The sequence below is a fragment of the Neptunomonas marina genome (assembly GCF_004005935.1).
GTDB lineage: Bacteria > Pseudomonadota > Gammaproteobacteria > Pseudomonadales > Balneatricaceae > Neptunomonas > Neptunomonas marina.
The window spans coordinates 223937-239692 of record NZ_SACQ01000007.1; the positions used below are offsets into that span (position 1 = coordinate 223937).

General features: G+C 49.4%; 18 protein-coding genes. 16 read left to right on the forward strand and 2 right to left on the reverse strand.

The features are described 5' to 3' along the window. The first annotated feature begins 36 nt into the window (after positions 1-36). Positions 37-822, forward strand: a complete 786-nt coding sequence (locus EOE65_RS15130; RefSeq protein WP_127695214.1) for a response regulator — start codon at positions 37-39, stop codon at positions 820-822. A gap of 63 nt (positions 823-885) precedes the next feature. Continuing rightward, positions 886-1725, forward strand: a complete 840-nt coding sequence (locus EOE65_RS15135; protein ID WP_127695216.1) for a 23S rRNA (adenine(2030)-N(6))-methyltransferase RlmJ — start codon at positions 886-888, stop codon at positions 1723-1725. A 5-nt stretch (positions 1726-1730) separates the two neighbouring features. Here the strand turns inward: EOE65_RS15135 and EOE65_RS15140 are convergent, their stop codons facing one another. Continuing rightward, a complete protein-coding gene (locus tag EOE65_RS15140) occupies positions 1731-1997 on the reverse strand; it encodes a hypothetical protein (RefSeq protein WP_127695218.1) in 267 nt (88 codons plus the stop codon). Positions 1998-2441: 444 nt separating this feature from the next. On the opposite strand from EOE65_RS15140, the gene EOE65_RS15145 reads away from it, so the two are divergent. From EOE65_RS15145 to EOE65_RS15165, 5 genes are all read left to right on the forward strand, one after another. Further along, positions 2442-4163 carry an acetolactate synthase 3 large subunit gene (locus EOE65_RS15145; protein WP_127695220.1) on the forward strand — a complete coding sequence of 574 codons (1722 nt, stop codon included), beginning with the start codon at positions 2442-2444 and terminating at the stop codon, positions 4161-4163. A gap of 2 nt (positions 4164-4165) precedes the next feature. Further along, the gene (gene ilvN / locus EOE65_RS15150) at positions 4166-4657 is read left to right on the forward strand and encodes an acetolactate synthase small subunit (protein ID WP_127695222.1); all 492 of its coding nucleotides are present in this window, start codon (positions 4166-4168) and stop codon (positions 4655-4657) included. A gap of 75 nt (positions 4658-4732) precedes the next feature. Next, positions 4733-5395, forward strand: a complete 663-nt coding sequence (locus EOE65_RS15155) for an HAD family hydrolase (protein ID WP_127695224.1) — start codon at positions 4733-4735, stop codon at positions 5393-5395. Between the two features lie 3 nt (positions 5396-5398). Next, positions 5399-5800, forward strand: coding sequence for an acyl-CoA thioesterase (locus EOE65_RS15160; protein WP_127695226.1), 402 nt, complete (start codon positions 5399-5401; stop codon positions 5798-5800). A gap of 133 nt (positions 5801-5933) precedes the next feature. Next, positions 5934-6308: a DsrE family protein gene (locus EOE65_RS15165; protein ID WP_127695228.1), complete on the forward strand. Its 375-nt coding sequence runs from the start codon at positions 5934-5936 to the stop codon at positions 6306-6308. A gap of 77 nt (positions 6309-6385) precedes the next feature. On the opposite strand, the gene ilvY is transcribed toward EOE65_RS15165, so the two are convergent. Further along, positions 6386-7255, reverse strand: coding sequence for an HTH-type transcriptional activator IlvY (gene ilvY / locus EOE65_RS15170; RefSeq protein WP_127695230.1), 870 nt, complete (start codon positions 7253-7255; stop codon positions 6386-6388). 128 nt (positions 7256-7383) lie between these two features. Here ilvY and ilvC point away from each other — a divergent pair, with 128 nt between their 5' ends. The 9 genes from ilvC to EOE65_RS15215 all read left to right on the forward strand — a co-directional run bounded on the left by ilvC (position 7384) and on the right by EOE65_RS15215 (position 15605). Then, positions 7384-8400: a ketol-acid reductoisomerase gene (gene ilvC, locus EOE65_RS15175; protein WP_127695232.1), complete on the forward strand. Its 1017-nt coding sequence runs from the start codon at positions 7384-7386 to the stop codon at positions 8398-8400. A gap of 76 nt (positions 8401-8476) precedes the next feature. Continuing rightward, positions 8477-9394 carry a LysR family transcriptional regulator gene (locus EOE65_RS15180; RefSeq protein WP_127695234.1) on the forward strand — a complete coding sequence of 306 codons (918 nt, stop codon included), beginning with the start codon at positions 8477-8479 and terminating at the stop codon, positions 9392-9394. Positions 9395-9495: 101 nt separating this feature from the next. Further along, positions 9496-10527 carry a TRAP transporter substrate-binding protein gene (locus tag EOE65_RS15185; protein ID WP_127695236.1) on the forward strand — a complete coding sequence of 344 codons (1032 nt, stop codon included), beginning with the start codon at positions 9496-9498 and terminating at the stop codon, positions 10525-10527. 56 nt (positions 10528-10583) lie between these two features. Beyond that, positions 10584-11069: a TRAP transporter small permease gene (locus EOE65_RS15190; protein WP_240657011.1), complete on the forward strand. Its 486-nt coding sequence runs from the start codon at positions 10584-10586 to the stop codon at positions 11067-11069. Continuing rightward, complete coding sequence (locus EOE65_RS15195) at positions 11063-12340, forward strand: TRAP transporter large permease (protein ID WP_127695238.1); 1278 nt, start codon at positions 11063-11065, stop codon at positions 12338-12340. The genes EOE65_RS15190 and EOE65_RS15195 overlap by 7 nt, the downstream gene beginning before the upstream one ends. A gap of 4 nt (positions 12341-12344) precedes the next feature. Next, positions 12345-13097 (forward strand): M15 family metallopeptidase, encoded by a 753-nt coding sequence (locus tag EOE65_RS15200; protein ID WP_127695240.1) that lies wholly within the window; start codon positions 12345-12347, stop codon positions 13095-13097. A 75-nt stretch (positions 13098-13172) separates the two neighbouring features. Next, a complete protein-coding gene (pssA, locus tag EOE65_RS15205; protein ID WP_127695242.1) occupies positions 13173-13931 on the forward strand; it encodes a CDP-diacylglycerol--serine O-phosphatidyltransferase in 759 nt (252 codons plus the stop codon). 76 nt (positions 13932-14007) lie between these two features. Then, entirely contained in the window at positions 14008-15015 is a 1008-nt protein-coding gene (msrP, locus tag EOE65_RS15210) for a protein-methionine-sulfoxide reductase catalytic subunit MsrP (protein WP_127695244.1), read from the forward strand. Further along, the gene (locus EOE65_RS15215) at positions 15006-15605 is read left to right on the forward strand and encodes a protein-methionine-sulfoxide reductase heme-binding subunit MsrQ (protein WP_127695246.1); all 600 of its coding nucleotides are present in this window, start codon (positions 15006-15008) and stop codon (positions 15603-15605) included. The genes msrP and EOE65_RS15215 overlap by 10 nt, the downstream gene beginning before the upstream one ends. Positions 15606-15756 lie beyond the last annotated feature (151 nt).

Genomic DNA, 15756 nt, shown 5'->3' on the forward strand with positions numbered 1-15756 from the left:
GTGGATTGTAGTTTGCGTGATTGATGAGAGTAGTCGATGGAAAATCTGAAAGTCATCGTAGTCGATGATGCGAAGTTTATTTGTGAACATGTCACCAAAATAGTGAACGAAGCCTTTTTAGGCGCGAAAATTCAAGCGGCATACAACGGCAAAGAGGCGGTCAAGCTGATGAGCGCAGAGACTTTTGACATTGTGCTCTGTGATTGGGAGATGCCGGAGATGAGTGGCCTAGAGCTGCTTAAGTGGACGCGCGCGCAGCCTCAATATCAAACCACGCCGTTCCTGATGATCACCAGTCGCGGAGAGCGCTCTTATGTGCTTAAAGCGATCCAAGCAGGTGTGAATGATTATTTGGGGAAACCCTTCACAGCAGATCAGCTCGTAACAAAAGTGCATAAGCTACTGGGCCAACCTCAACAAGCGCCGGATGCCGCAAAACAAGCTAAAGCAGGACGCGTTTTGGCACAGGATAAACTGAAAGCAACGGGTACCCAAAAGCATGTTGCGAAGCCCAAAGGGATGGCACAGCTGCGTACCGGCGGACAAGTTTTCAAATGTGCCGTGAAGGATTTGAGCTTAAAGGATGCGTTGATCGTCATTAAGAACGAAGGTAACTACCCCAGCGTACTGGAATCGGTGGTGGTGGATATCGAGGCGTTATCTGGTGATAGCGTGGCCCAAATGAATGGCTTTATTCAAAGCCTACAGGCGGTTGAGCCGCGTGTAGACTCCCCTTTTATCAATATTGTTGTGTCTTTTGTGGATGATGATCCTGATAAGATGGCGCACTTGAGCAAATATATTGAGGCCGTTCGGCGCTAGTGCTTTTGTTGCTGCAGCAAGGCGGCGATAATAGGGCATCTCAAACAAACCTTAGGAGCAGCGGTGCTTAGTTACCAGCATGGCTTTCACGCCGGCAATTTTGCCGATGTACACAAGCATTTTATTTTGTCGTTGATCTTTGCCGCTTTAAACAAGAAGGCTAAACCTTGGAGCTACTTGGAAACCCATGGTGGCGCGGCATGTTATGACTTTCGTTCTGAGCAGGCGCAAAAAACAGCTGAGTATCGCGATGGTATCCTGAAAATTTGGCAGCAGTCGGAAACACCTGAAGCACTAGCTCCCTATCTAAATGAAGTGAAGGCCTTAAATGGGAGCGGTAACCTTGCGCTCTATCCCGGCTCGCCTCAGTTGGCTGCCCAGTTTGCGCGTGAGGGTGATAAAGTCGCCATTATGGAGCTGCACCCTGGTGAATATCGGCAGATAAAGCAGCACTTTAGTCGTAATGGACAGGTGGCGGTGCATCATCGTGATGGTTACGAAGGGGTAAGCGCGTTATTGCCGCCGAAGCCCAATCGGGGGCTGGTATTGATCGATCCGGCCTACGAAGTGAAAGCTGAATATCTTCAGGTTGCCAAGTACATAAAAGATGCGCAGCAACGTTGGCCAAATGGCAGTTTCGCTATCTGGTTTCCGCTTTTAAAAGCTGGGCAGCATCAAGCGATGATCGATAAAATCGTTGCATCAGGTATTCGGCGCATCTTTTTGTCGGAGTTTTTTGCTCAACCGAGTGACTCTGCACGTATGTTCGGTAGCGGCATGCTGCTGATCAACCCCCCGTGGCAGCTTGATCAGCAGATTGCGAGCGTCACCCCATGGCTGGCACAGAGATTAGCGATGGCAGGAGCAGAAAAGCCACGTGAGACGTGGCTTGTGCCGGAGTAAGGTGTTTAGTAGAGGGCCTGTTCATCCTTGACGATATCAATCAACAGCTCTAGGAACAGGTCGTCTGCATCGCTGTGCTCGATAGGGATCTTCACGTTGGTGGTGGCAGATAACTCTTCGCCAATAAGCTGTAGCGCGTTAGGCTCGTTTTGATGCTTGCGCGCAATATCTTTGGCAATTTGGCAGATCTCTGGTTCAGCAAAGACTTTGCGGATAAATAGCATCAGCTCGTTAATCACGCGCTCTTTGTTCTTTAAACTTGAAACATTCATTGCAGTATTCTCCAGCTACTTTCAGCAACCAATATAACTCGACTTTAGTTGAGCTGCATCTGCCAAATAGCCTATCTCGTGAGGTCAGCCCATGTTTATGCGGCTTTTGGCCCATTTTTTCTCCTACCAAGGTTCGCTTTGCTGCGGTTGAACAATAAATAGCAAAGTGGGAGAATATCGCCTCTTTTCTTCGCCCGTTTATGGTAGGCAACCCCGAACTAAGCGGCGAAACTAAGCACTACCCAGCTTAAGTCTCAGAAGGTCTGCCGGTACAAGCGATCCTTGACCAGCATTCATCCGAACATGGGCCATATGCACGGTGTGCTGTTGGCTTTATTCGTGTCTGTATTAACAAGATACCGAACACAGAACATGTTCAATTTGCAGAATCTCTGAACTGTTCACTGCCGACGTGTAAGTCGGTGTCGATTTGAGGGTAAAAAAGTGGAATTACTATCAGGCGCAGAAATGGTTGTTCGTGCTCTCCGCGATGAGGGTGTGAAATATATCTATGGCTATCCCGGCGGAGCGTTGCTTCATGTCTATGATGCAATCTTCCAGCAGGACGAAGTCGAACATATTCTGGTGCGCCACGAGCAAGCTGCAACTCATATGGCGGATGCTTACGCGCGTGCTACCGGAAAAGCTGGTGTCGCGCTAGTGACATCTGGTCCCGGAGCGACTAACGCAGTCACCGGTATTGCTACGGCTTACATGGACTCGATCCCTATGGTCGTTATCACAGGTCAGGTTATGAGCCACCTGATTGGTGAAGATGCTTTCCAAGAGACGGATATGATTGGTATCTCCCGTCCAGTGGTGAAGCACAACTTTAGCGTGCAGCGTGCAGAAGATATTCCAGCGGTGATCCGTAAGGCGTTCCATATTGCGCAAACAGGTCGTCCTGGTCCGGTTGTTGTTGATATTCCAAAGGATATGACAACGCCAACTGATCGTTTTGAGTACGTCTTCCCGAAAAGCGTCAAAATGCGCTCTTACAGCCCAGTGACAAAAGGTCACAGCGGCCAGATTAAGAAAGCGTTTGACCTATTAATGGCAGCGAAGCGTCCGGTGATTTACTCCGGCGGTGGCGTCATTATGGGTGATGCATCGGATGAGCTGACAACACTAGCTAAGACGTTGAACTTCCCAGTGACCAATACACTGATGGGCTTGGGCGGTTACCCAGGCACGGACCGTCAGTTTGTCGGTATGTTGGGTATGCACGGTAGCTATGAAGCGAACATGGCGATGCACCATGCGGATCTGATTCTGGCGATTGGCGCGCGCTTTGATGATCGTGTTACTAACGGCACAGACAAGTTCTGTCCGACTGCTAAGATCGTTCACATCGATGTAGATCCTGCATCTATCTCGAAAACCATTCGCGCGGATGTCCCGATTGTAGGCCCAGCGAAAGGTGTTATCGAAGAGATCATGCAGCTGATCAAATCCAGCAAAAAAATGCCGGATGCGGAAGCGTTGGATACTTGGTGGAAGCAGATCGATGAGTGGCGTACGCGTCATGGCGGTCGTTACCGTATCGATGACTCTGAGCTGATGAAGCCGCAGCAAGTTATCGAGATGCTAAGCAAGGTCACAGGTGGTGATGCGTTTGTGTGCTCAGACGTAGGCCAGCATCAGATGTTCGCGGCACAGTACTACAAGTTCAACAAGCCAAACCGCTGGATCAACTCAGGTGGCCTTGGCACGATGGGCTTTGGTTTGCCTGCGGCGATGGGCGTTAAGCTGAACTTCCCTGATGCAGACGTTGCGTGTGTCACAGGTGAAGGTAGTATCCAGATGAATATTCAGGAGCTATCGACCTGTAACCAATATGACCTGCCGGTGAAAATTATCTGCTTGAACAACCAGTCTTTGGGTATGGTTCGCCAATGGCAAGATATGAACTATGAGTCTCGCCACTCGCAGTCTTACATGAAGTCGTTGCCTGACTTTATTAAGCTGGCGGAGTCGTATGGTCACATCGGTATGAAAGTTGATCGTTACGCTGATCTGGAAGCTGCGATGACTGAAGCCTTTGCGCTGAAGGATCGTCTGGTCTTTATGGATATCGCGGTTGACCCGTTTGAGCATGTCTACCCGATGCAAGTACCGCGCGGTTCTATGCGCGATATGTGGTTAAGCAAGACGGAGAGGACATAATCATGCGTCATATTATTTCTGTTCTTCTTGAGAACGAACCGGGTGCTTTGTCGCGTGTTGTTGGTCTGTTTTCGCAGCGTAACTTCAACATCGAGTCCTTGACCGTTGCACCAACGGATGACGAAACCTTATCGCGCCTCACGGTAACAACGGTGGGTGATGATCGCGTAATTGAACAGATCACTAAGCAGCTAAATAAGCTGATTGATGTGGTTAAAGTGGTTGACCTCACAGAGGGTGAACACATCGAGCGCGAGCTAATGATGATTAAGTTCAAAGCATCTGGCGCGTTCCGCGCTGAGGTGAAGCGAACAGCGGATATCTTCCGCGGTCAAATCATCGATATCACGCCGAACACGTACACTGTGCAGCTAGTGGGCTCTAGCGCTAAGCTGGATGCGTTTATTGAGTCACTCGGTACCGCCTCTATTATGGAAGTGGTGCGCTCTGGTGTATCTGGTATCGCACGTGGTGAAAAGGTGTTAAGCATCTAATCACTGAAAACTATCAACAAAAGCCGCTCATTGAGCGGCTTTTTTTTGCCATCACGGCGGGAGAAAGAGCGTAACATGAGCTATGCCGCTATTCTGTTTGATCATGACGGAACACTCGTAGACTCCGAAGGCACACATTTAACACTTTGGCGTGAGGCTATCGCTCCATTCGGAGCAACGATAACTGACGATGAATACTGGCAACGGTTGCTGGGCGTGCCTGCAGAGCAAAACGCGGCTGACTTGATTCAGCTGCGCCAATTACCAACAACGGTGCCAGACCTAGTGGCCACCAAGGAGCGCCTAACCCAAGCGTTTCTGGCCAGTAGCCACTTTCCGGCGATGGATAGCGCGGATGCACTTGTACGCTTTGCTGCTCAACACCTCCCCATTGCTCTGGTGAGTGGCTCCCAAGGGTTTTGTATCGAGGCATCGCTGCAAGGGCATCGCTGGAAGGAACTCTTCACCGTGGTCGTGACGGCAGACGATGTGACGCGTAACAAGCCAGAACCTGATAGTTATTTAATGGCGCTTGATCGGTTGAATGTTGCCGGACGTCCCTGTATCGCGATAGAGGATACGCAAAGTGGTGTGAGGGCGGCGCTGGCCGCTGGGCTTGATGTCGTTGCAATCCGCAACAGTCACTCTGCGCTGCATGACTTTTCAGGTGCAACATATGAAGTCCCCCACTTAGCTGCTGCGTTTGCACTGTTAAAACCACTGATTGAACAGGAGTAGAAGATGCAACAACCTTTCAGCATAACGCTCAAAGTGCGTGATTATGAGCTGGACATGCAAGGCATCGTTAACAATGGTGTGTACTTTAACTACCTTGAGCATGCGCGCCATGAGTTCTTGTTAGCAAAAGGCATCGACTTTGCTGCATTAACAGAGCAGGGCATTCATCTGGTCGTTATTCGCTCCGAGCTTGACTATAAGAGCTCTCTGAAAAGCGGTGATGAATTTGCTGTGCAGGTGGCGGTGGAGCGTATCAGCAAAGTGAAGTTTGGCTTTCGCCAGCGGGTGGTGCGCCTAGCAGATGAAAAAATATGCGTGGAAGCACTGGTTATTGGCACGGCGTTGAATGAGCGTGGGCGGCCATATCTATCGCCGGATATCGGAGCGTTGTTTGATGGTGCATAGCCCCTCGATCACTTAGCGGTCAGAAGCAGCGGGTATTCATTGTGTCTTTGAAAGGTAAAACAGGTTGCACTTATATTAGATAAATATAATATACGAGTTGAGTGTAATCTTTACCTAGAGAAGGATATAAGTCATGCCAGTGAACACTGATTTCGTCGGTACTCTGTTCAGCAATCTAGACGATCCGAACAAGATCACCGTTGCGTTTACAATGGGCGTTAAAGCGCTTGAGCAGGGCCACTCTGCTACGATCATGCTGATGGTTGATGCGGTGCACCTAGCGCGGCCCAACAGTTTGGATGGTGTTGATATCGGCGCTCCTTTTATGCCGGCGCAAGAGCTACTGGAAGCGTTTATCGCCAATGGTGGTCAAGTTGCAGTTTGTAAAGCCTGTATGGTTCACAACGGTGTAGCCGAGGATGAGATCGACTCACGTTTTGTGGTGATTAGTGCTGATGACGTGGTGCCTTTGATCATGAATGCGCAGGGCAGCTTACAGTTAACTTAGTACGCTATCGCGGGTTCTCTAATAACGACTAAAAAGGCCGCACGTAACGCTGCGGCCTTTTTGTATTTCAAGCGCCACTACTGATCTAACACAGACCAAAACGCCTGAATAAGGGGGTGGCGAAGTTTGCGGTTCAGTGCAAATAGGCCGATATGATAAGGCGTTAATTGAGGTTGTACATCGAGAACCTTTACTCGGTCGGCAAGCGGGCTATTCTCCAATACGATCTGCGGAACGACCCCGATACCAAAACCGAGACTCACCATGCTCACGATCGCTTCGTTACCGGCAACTTGTGCATAGATTTTGGGTGCTATCTGTTGCTGCTGAAACCAAGCATTCACGCGTTGTCGCGAGACCCCTTCTTCAGACAAGATCATCGGTGCATCGGCCCATTGCGCCGCTTTTTGTGGCACGTCGAAATTGGCCTCTAGTGGCGCGATAAAGAGGAGGGGGGAGATGCCCACTTCGTTGAAGGCGAGTTCATTTGGGATATGGTCAGGACGTGCGGCGATGGCAATGTCCTCTTTATCACTCAGGATGTGCTGAATGGCGTGGTCTGGATCACCGGTATGTAGCTTGATCTCTACCGCCGGAAAGCGCTGCCTGAAACGATTGAGGATATCGTAAAGGAAGCTGTAACTGGCTGTGACTGAACAGTAAACACTGATCTCTCCGTGCAGCTCTTCTGCCTCACTTAATAATCGTTGGCGTGTGGCATCCCATTGTGACAGTGCATCACGTGCATACTGCTGAAATAGCTTGCCTTCATGACTTAGGCTAACGCTTCTGTTATCACGATAGAGTAAAGTGACGCCTAGCTCCTCTTCAAGCTGCTTTATATTGCGGCTTAATGCGGATGGGCTAATGTGACACAGTTCGCTGGCGCGGCTAAAGTGTAGCGTCTCAGCGAGATGAAGGTAGTTTCTGAGAGTGCGAGTATCCATAGCATTAGTATTGCATAAATCGCAATACATTGATGCTAATATTTCAATTTACGCAACTTTGCATATCGACTATCTTTGCACCATCGAATCAACGGATTCGCACAACATTTAATTTTTAGGAGCAAACCATGCAGGTTTATTACGATAAAGATTGCGATCTTTCTATCATCCAGGGCAAAAAAGTTTCTATCATCGGTTACGGTTCTCAAGGTCACGCACATGCGTGCAACCTGCAAGACTCTGGTGTAGACGTAACCGTTGGCCTGCGCGCTAGCTCCTCTTCCCGTGCTAAAGCAGAAGCTCACGGTTTGAAAGTGGCTGACGTTGCTGATGCCGTTGCACAAGCTGACGTTGTCATGATCCTGACGCCGGACGAGTTCCAAGGCCAGTTGTACAAAGAAGAGATCGAGCCAAACATCAAGCAGGGCGCTACTCTGGCTTTCGCACACGGTTTCTCTATCCACTACAACCAAGTTGAGCCACGTGCTGACCTTGACGTTATCATGGTTGCACCTAAAGCACCGGGTCACACGGTACGTTCTGAGTTCGTAAAAGGCGGCGGTATCCCTGACCTGATCGCTATCTTCCGCGACGCGTCTGGCAATGCGAAAAACCTAGCACTTTCTTACGCGATGGGCGTAGGTGGTGGCCGTTCTGGTATCATCGAAACAACGTTTAAAGACGAGACTGAAACTGACCTGTTCGGCGAGCAAGCCGTACTGTGTGGTGGTGCGGTTGAGCTGGTTAAGATGGGCTTCGAAACTCTGACTGAAGCGGGTTACGCGCCAGAAATGGCTTACTTCGAGTGTCTGCATGAGCTGAAGCTGATCGTTGACCTGATGTACGAAGGCGGCATCGCGAACATGAACTACTCTATCTCTAACAACGCTGAATACGGTGAGTACGTAACAGGCCCAGAGGTTATCAACGAGCAATCTCGTGAAGCAATGCGTAATGCTCTGAAGCGCATTCAAGACGGCGAATACGCGAAGATGTTTATCGCAGAGGGCCAGACTAACTACCCATCCATGACTGCACGTCGTCGTAACAATGCTGCGCACCCAATCGAAGAGACTGGTGAGAAGCTGCGTGCAATGATGCCTTGGATCGCGGCAAGCAAAATCGTAGACAAAGAGAAAAACTAAGCAATCCTTAGCTATCCTTTATAAAAAGCCCTTGTTGTGAAACAGGGGCTTTTTTGTTTCTGTAGGGAGCGAAGATATGAAGCAATTAAACACCCGAAGTTTAGAGTATCTTAATGCCATTGCGCGCTATGGCTCGCTGCGTAAAGCCGCATCACGGCTGAACGTTGATCCGTCCACCGTGAGCCGTCTGTTAACTCAGCTAGAAGATCGGATTGGTATGCCTATTTGGGATCGAACAGGAGGTGGCCAGCGGTTGACTGAGGCTGGCAGTGAGTTAGTTGCCTATTATCGTAAAATGGAAGCGGGCGAGGCTGCGGTGCTGTCACGCATTAATGATCTCGCTTCATTACGTCGTGGTGAGGTAAAAATCATCGTAGGTGAGGGATTCATTACTGACTTAATCTCTTCATCGTTAGAAAGCTTCTTATCGACTTACCCCGGAATCCGCTTAACTGTTGATATTGCGGGAGCCCAAGACGCTGTGCAATGGTTAGCTGAAGGGCACTTCGATTTCGCAGTCACCTATGCAAGTGTTGCGAATCCTAAGCTGCACTGTTTGCTAGAGACAAGTCATCCACTGGATCTAATCGCTCCGCCGAAGCACCCTTTAGCGCAAAAAGAGGGGCCTATCTCCTTTAACGAAATCGTGGACTCGCCGTTGGCTCTGATTGATACCTCAACCGGTATGGGGCGTTTAGTGAGCCTTGTTGCAGAGACGAATCATGTACGTCTGGAACCTAGGTTACGTACTAACTCGGTGACTGTGCTCAAGAGCTTTGTGGCATCTGGCGTTGGTATAGCCTTTATGCCGCAGCTAACGGTCAGCCAAGAGGTGGCAGATGGCTCAATCGTTGCGCGCCCTGTTGATCACCCGTTGATGCGTGACGCAAGTGCACGAGTATTGTGTGTCGAAGGGCAGGAGCTCACACTTCCAGCTCAAGCATTGTTACGCCACCTCCAAGAAAATGCGCAATTCCTTACAGCTGTTAATTGAGTGTTGCATATGAAGCAACAGCTTTGTTATTGAGTTGTCAACAAGTCATTGGGTACTTTAAACATTCACTATAAGCAGAGCGATTGAGGACAAGTATAAAAATGAAAAACTTCTGTAAGGTTTCGCAGCGCAAGAGATTGGTTAAGCAAATTTCTCTGGGTTTAGGGGCTGTCTTGGTTTCCATGGGCTTGCAAGCGCAAACCATAAACTTGAGCTATAACGGTGCGCCAGATGCGAAGAAGAATGCCGTTCACCTGTTTGCATCTAATTTAAAGCAACTTGTTGAAGAGCGTACTGATGGTGCCCTTGAACTCAAGCTTTACCCAAACAGTATGTTAGGTGAAGAGCAGGAGCGTATGGAGCAAGTGATCAATACGCCGAGCCTGAATATCGCGTCTTTTGGCGGTGTATCACCTATCTTGCCTGAGGTATTCGTGAGTGCGATTCCCTTCATGTTTGATGGCTTTGATAGTGCCCGTAGCTTCTTTGACCAAGGTGAGTACTGGAAAGCATCGCGTAAGGCATTTTATGAGCGCACGGGCTCCCGTATCCTAGCAGTCGTGGAGGAAGGCGGTTTCCTAGCCTTTACGAACAATCAGCGTCAAATCAAGTCGCCCGCAGATTTTGAAGGGTTGCGTTTCCGTGCGATGGATAAGAGCCAAGTTGCGCTTTATGAGTCTTTCGGTGCATCGGGCACGCCTATTCCGTGGACTGAGGTTTATATGGCGTTACGCACAGGTGTAGCCGATGGCCAGATGAACCCTCCTATGTACATTATCTTGGGTAGCTTGCATGAAGTGCAAAAGCACATGACGCTCGCAAATATTCAATACTCCGACCAATTTTTAGTCGCCAATGGCGCGTTGCTTGATAGCTTAAGTGCAGATAACCGTAAGGTGCTAGAAGCGGCGGTGGTCGAAGCAAACAATATGAACCGTGAAGCCGTTCAGGCTCAAGTTGAAGAGCGTATCCAGTATCTTGCGGATCAAGGTATGGAAGTGTATCGCCCTAGCGCCGAAGAGTTAGCTGCGTTTCAAAAGGTTGGTCAGCCTGCATACCTGACATGGTTGGCTGAGCAGGGTATCGATAACACGTGGATCGACACAGCACTTAAAGATGCAGGTTTAAAGTAACCTTTCCGCATTATCAGGGGGACTTCTTCTCCCCCTTTTTTATCTCAGGAAGTTCCATGTTTACACGTTTTGCTGAAGGCTTGGCCAGGGCGTTGCTGTGGCTGGCGAGTCTGCTATTGCTATCGGGGGTTGTCGTGCTGTTGTATGGCGTTGGGGCCCGTTATCTATTTAATGCTTCCCCTATCTGGATGGATGAGCTATCCCGCTACTTGATCATTGGTAGTGTGACCCTTGCCGCCGGCACGGTTTATGTCCGGGACGAGCATATGCGAGTGTCGGTGATTCAGAAAGCGCTGACGGGGCCAGCGGCAGCGCTGCTCTCCCTCTATCACTGGAGTCTCGTACTCGTGTTGTCTAGCTATGTCACTTACATCAGTTATCACTATGCAGCCTCGTTAGCCATTTTTAAAACAATTGGGTTGGGTATCAGTAAATCCGTCCCGATGTTTGCGCTACCTATCGGGTTTGCGATGTTATGTTTGCTGGCTTTGTTACAAGGGCCTTTTGGCCGCTCGGCTGATCAGAGGGCGGCATCATGTTAATTGCTATGTTGTGTGCCTTTGCCATTCATGTGCTGTTGGGTGTTCCGCTTTTTATCAGTTTGTTAATGGCGGCTGTGGCGGGCTTCTTTTTTGTCGATTTAGCACTGCTTGAACGTATGTTGCCCCAGCAGTTCTTCGCTGGGATTGATGTCTTCTCGTTGATGGCGATTCCGTTGTTCATCTTAGCGGGTAATCTGATGAACGCAGCTGGCCTGACAACAAAGTTGATTGCACTCGCTAAGTCGATGGTCGGGCATCTTCGTGGCGGCTTAGGCTATGTTAACGTGGTATCTAGCGTCTTCTTCGCCGGAGTGAACGGCTCTGCTGTTGCTGATACTTCTGCGTTGGGTTCTTTGCTCGTCCCTGCTATGAAGAAGGAAGGGTATTCTGCGGCATATGCGGCAGGCCTTACAGCGGGGAGTTCGTTGATTGGCCCGATTATTCCGCCAAGTATTTTTATGATTCTATACGCATCGCTGACCAACACCTCAGTGGGGGATCTTTTCTTGGCGGGTGTGATTCCTGGCCTGCTGCTGGGTGGCGCGTTTATGCTGATGAACTGGGTATACGCGTATCGCGCCAATTTGCCCTACAGTGATGAGAAGCCTTCGTTGCGGATGATCTCGCTCGCATTAGTGGCGTCGTTACCCGCCTTGCTTGCGCCTTTTATTATTGTGGCGGGTATCGTGTTTGGCTTTGTAACACCAACGGAGTCAGGCGCTTTGATCGTTGCATACGTTGTTTTATTTGGCCTACTGGGCAAGTCGCTCAACCTGAGGAGGATCTGGGAGGCTGTAGTTGAAACATGTACTTTGACTAGTGCGATATTTTTGATTATCGCCGCATCTTCAGTGGTGAGCTGGCTGCTGGCTTATGCTCAAGTGCCGAATCAGTTTGCGGCTATGTTGCAGCCGTTTATCGATAACCCCACCCTCATACTGCTGTTGTTTAGTGCAATCACGTTTGTGACTGGCATGATGATGGAAGAAGTCTCGGCGCTCATGCTGCTCACGCCTGTGTTCATGCCGGTTGCTCTTCAGGCGGGGGTTGATCCAGTGCATCTTGGTATAGTGATTACGATGAATATTACAATCGCGCTGATTACTCCACCAATGGGTGCATGTGTATTTGTGGCAGCCGCGGTGAGCAAGTTAGAACTCGTATCTCTCTTTAAAACGATCTGGCCATTTGTGTTGGTCGCGATGTCGGTGTTACTGCTGCTTATCGTGTTTCCACAGATAACCCTATTACTGCCGGGTATGGTGGATTAGGGCGATGAGTGAGTTATATACAAAACCGATCCCTGCGGTGGCGCTTCCCGATTGGGAGCTGCTTAGAAAGGTACCTATCGACGAACACGATGATGCACTGGTGCCGGTCAGCTTATCGCAAAACATACGGGTCTATCCCGCTTACTACAAAATGCGCGTCGTTGGCGCAATCCCTGAGTGCTTTGTGCGCAGCCGGGTATTTGAAAAGCTGATTCAGGCAGCAAGGACACTACCGGCGGGACTAAATCTTGTTGTACTGGATGGTTGGAGGCCTATCGCAGTGCAACAGTATCTGTTTGATACGCTTACCAATCTTATTCAGCGTGACCAGCCGTCCCTTGATGAGATGCAGCGCATTGCAATCGCTCGAACGCTTGTCTCGCCCGCCAGTGATGATCGCAATAACCCAAGCCCTCATCTCACCGGAGGGTCCGTGGATGTTACGTTGTGTGATGATGAGGGGCGCTTGATTGATATGGGCACTGCGTTCGATGAGGCGAGCCCGCTTTCGTGGAGTGCGGCATTGGAGGAGGTTCAGGGCGATACTGTTGTTGCAGCTAAACAGCATCGTCGAGTGCTTTACAATGCAATGCTAAGCGCAGGGTTTTCAAATCTACCAAGTGAGTGGTGGCACTACGATTTTGGTAACCAGTTATGGAGCTATTACCGTGATGAGCCCGCTGCGATCTATGGTGTAACTTCGCCTGACAGCATAGAACGGCTATGGCAACAGCAGCTTAGTTTGACTTGTGTGTAGTTGCAGACTTCGTCGGTGGTATCGAACCTGTGTTCTGCGTTGTAGAATACAGTTCCACCATTAGGATGAGCTGTAATGATCGAAGAAAACAAACCCTCAGAAAGCCATCAAGCTAAGCCTGAGCAAAAGAAAGTGCATCGTGGTATCTATCTTCTGCCGAATCTCTTTACAACGGGAGCGCTATTCTCTGGCTTCTATGCAGTGATCGCTGGTATGAATAGTCAGTTTGAAGCGGCTGCGATCGCTATTTTCGTAGCGATGGTGCTCGATGGCTTTGATGGACGCGTGGCGCGGATGACAAATACCTCAAGTGCGTTCGGTGCCGAGTACGACTCATTGTCCGATATGGTGTCTTTTGGTGTAGCGCCCGCGTTGGTTTCATTTAGTTGGGTGCTAGGGGATATTGGAAAGATCGGCTGGTTTGCGGCTTTTATCTATGTTGCTGGCGCAGCATTGCGTTTGGCGCGTTTTAATACCCAAATAGGCTCTGTCGACAAACGCTACTTTATTGGTCTACCGTCGCCTTCAGCGGCTGCTATGATCGCGGGCTTGGTGTGGTTTGGCACTGAATATGAGCTCGACCCACAACCTTACGCTTACTTTATCGCTTTCTATGTTGCTGCTGCCGGTGTGTTAATGGTGAGTAATGCACTCTACTACAGTTTCAAAGATGTGGACCTTAAGGGCAAAATTCCGTTCGTTATCTTAGCAGCGATTGTGCTTGTGATTGGTGTGATCTCGATTGAGCCTTCGTTGGCGCTATGGTTAGTCTTCTTAGGCTATGGCCTTACCGGTCCGCTTTTCTGGGTTGTTCGTAAAGTTCGCAAAGTATAACAATTCTATAACAGGGGGAATTTTGGAGCCGCTACCGGTCTAAACTTTCATTGCAAGCTTATGTAATGGAAGCACTATGATCATTAAGAAATCGAGTTCGATTAAAAGCTCTGAAATTACTCCTGAGTCTATCTACCGCCAGCGCCGTGCCTTTATGAAAGGGCTGGTGGGTGGCGCAGCAGCGCTGACAACCGGCAATGCCATTGCGGGTTTATCTTATCCTTTCGAAAAAGATTGGCCCACCTACCCAGGTCCAGAATGGATGCGAGCGCAACTCGCTAACACGCAAAGAAACACAGCTTATGCCACCGCCGAAAAGCTGACACCTTATCCTAACGTGATTACCCACAACAACTTTTATGAGTTCGGTTTAGGTAAGCAAGACCCAAGCCGTCGTGCGCAGAAGTTTGTTACAGACCCTTGGTCGGTAGAGGTTGCGGGTGAAGCCAATAAAACCGGTATCTTTACGCTGGAGGATCTGGTGTCCCCTCATCAACTTGAGGAACGTATCTATCGGCTGCGCTGTGTTGAAGCGTGGTCTATGGTGATCCCTTGGGTTGGCATTCCACTAGCTGATCTCTTGAAACGGTTCGATCCGACGGGTAATGCGAAATACGTGGAGTTCACCACACTCCTTGATCCCAAACAGATGCCTGAACAAGGGAGTTTCTTTAATACATTGGACTGGCCGTATGTTGAGGGGCTTAGAATAGATGAGGCGATGCATCCACTGGCATTCCTCGCGGTTGGCGTATACGGAGAAGCGCTCCCTCCTCAGAATGGCGCGCCACTGCGTTTGGTGGTCCCGTGGAAGTATGGCTTTAAGAGCATTAAGTCGATAGTTAAAATTCGCTTTACAGAGCGCATGCCAAAAACAAGTTGGAATATTAGCGCGCCAAGGGAGTACGGCTTCTTCGCAAATGTGAACCCTTCGGTCGATCATCCACGATGGTCTCAAGCGACGGAGCGTCGTTTGCCTTCATCTTTGTTCTCCCCCAATATTATCGACACAGCGCCTTTTAACGGTTACGCGGATGAAGTGGCCTCGTTATATAGCGGAATGGATCTTAAGCAATGGTTCTAACGCGTGGGCGTGCTGCTCAGTTATGTTTGTGGTGGGGGATCTTCTTAGTTTCGCTAGTGCCTTTGCTTCTACTGGTATCTCAGGCTTACCAAGGACGCTTGGGTGCTGATCCAGCAAAAGAGATCGTGCTCGAAACGGGGCTATGGGCAGCGGTATTTCTCTGGTTATCACTGTGGGTAACCCCGCTGCGTAGGCGGATAGGTGTGCGCTGGGTTGTCCGGTTTCGCAGAATGCTAGGGTTGTATGCGTTTTTCTACGCTGTGCTGCATAGCCTAGCATTTGCAACGTTCATTGCTGGCTGGCGTTTTGACCTTTTAATAAAAGAAATCACCGAGCGGCCTTTTATTATTGTGGGTATGTTGTCGCTATTAGGCTTGGTGCCTTTAGCGGCGACATCAACGAAAAAGATGCAGAAGAGGTTAGGTAAGCGCTGGAGTCGTTTGCATAAAACTGTCTATGCCATCAGTCTGCTCGTGCTTCTGCATATTGTATGGATGGTGAGAGCCAGTTACTTCGATGCTATCGTTTTTGGAGTATTTCTGTTGGTCGCCCTCGGAGAACGATCTCTGTATCGATTCTATCGACCCTAATTTATAGAGATAGCATTTATTGAGCGCCCCACTGGGGCGTTTTTTGTACCTGAGCTGGTTGTTTTTGTTCGGTTTTAAATGCTTTTGTGTGTTTTTTGACCGGTTTTGATGTTTTTTTGCGTTTTTTATTAAAAAGTTGAAATAAGTGTTG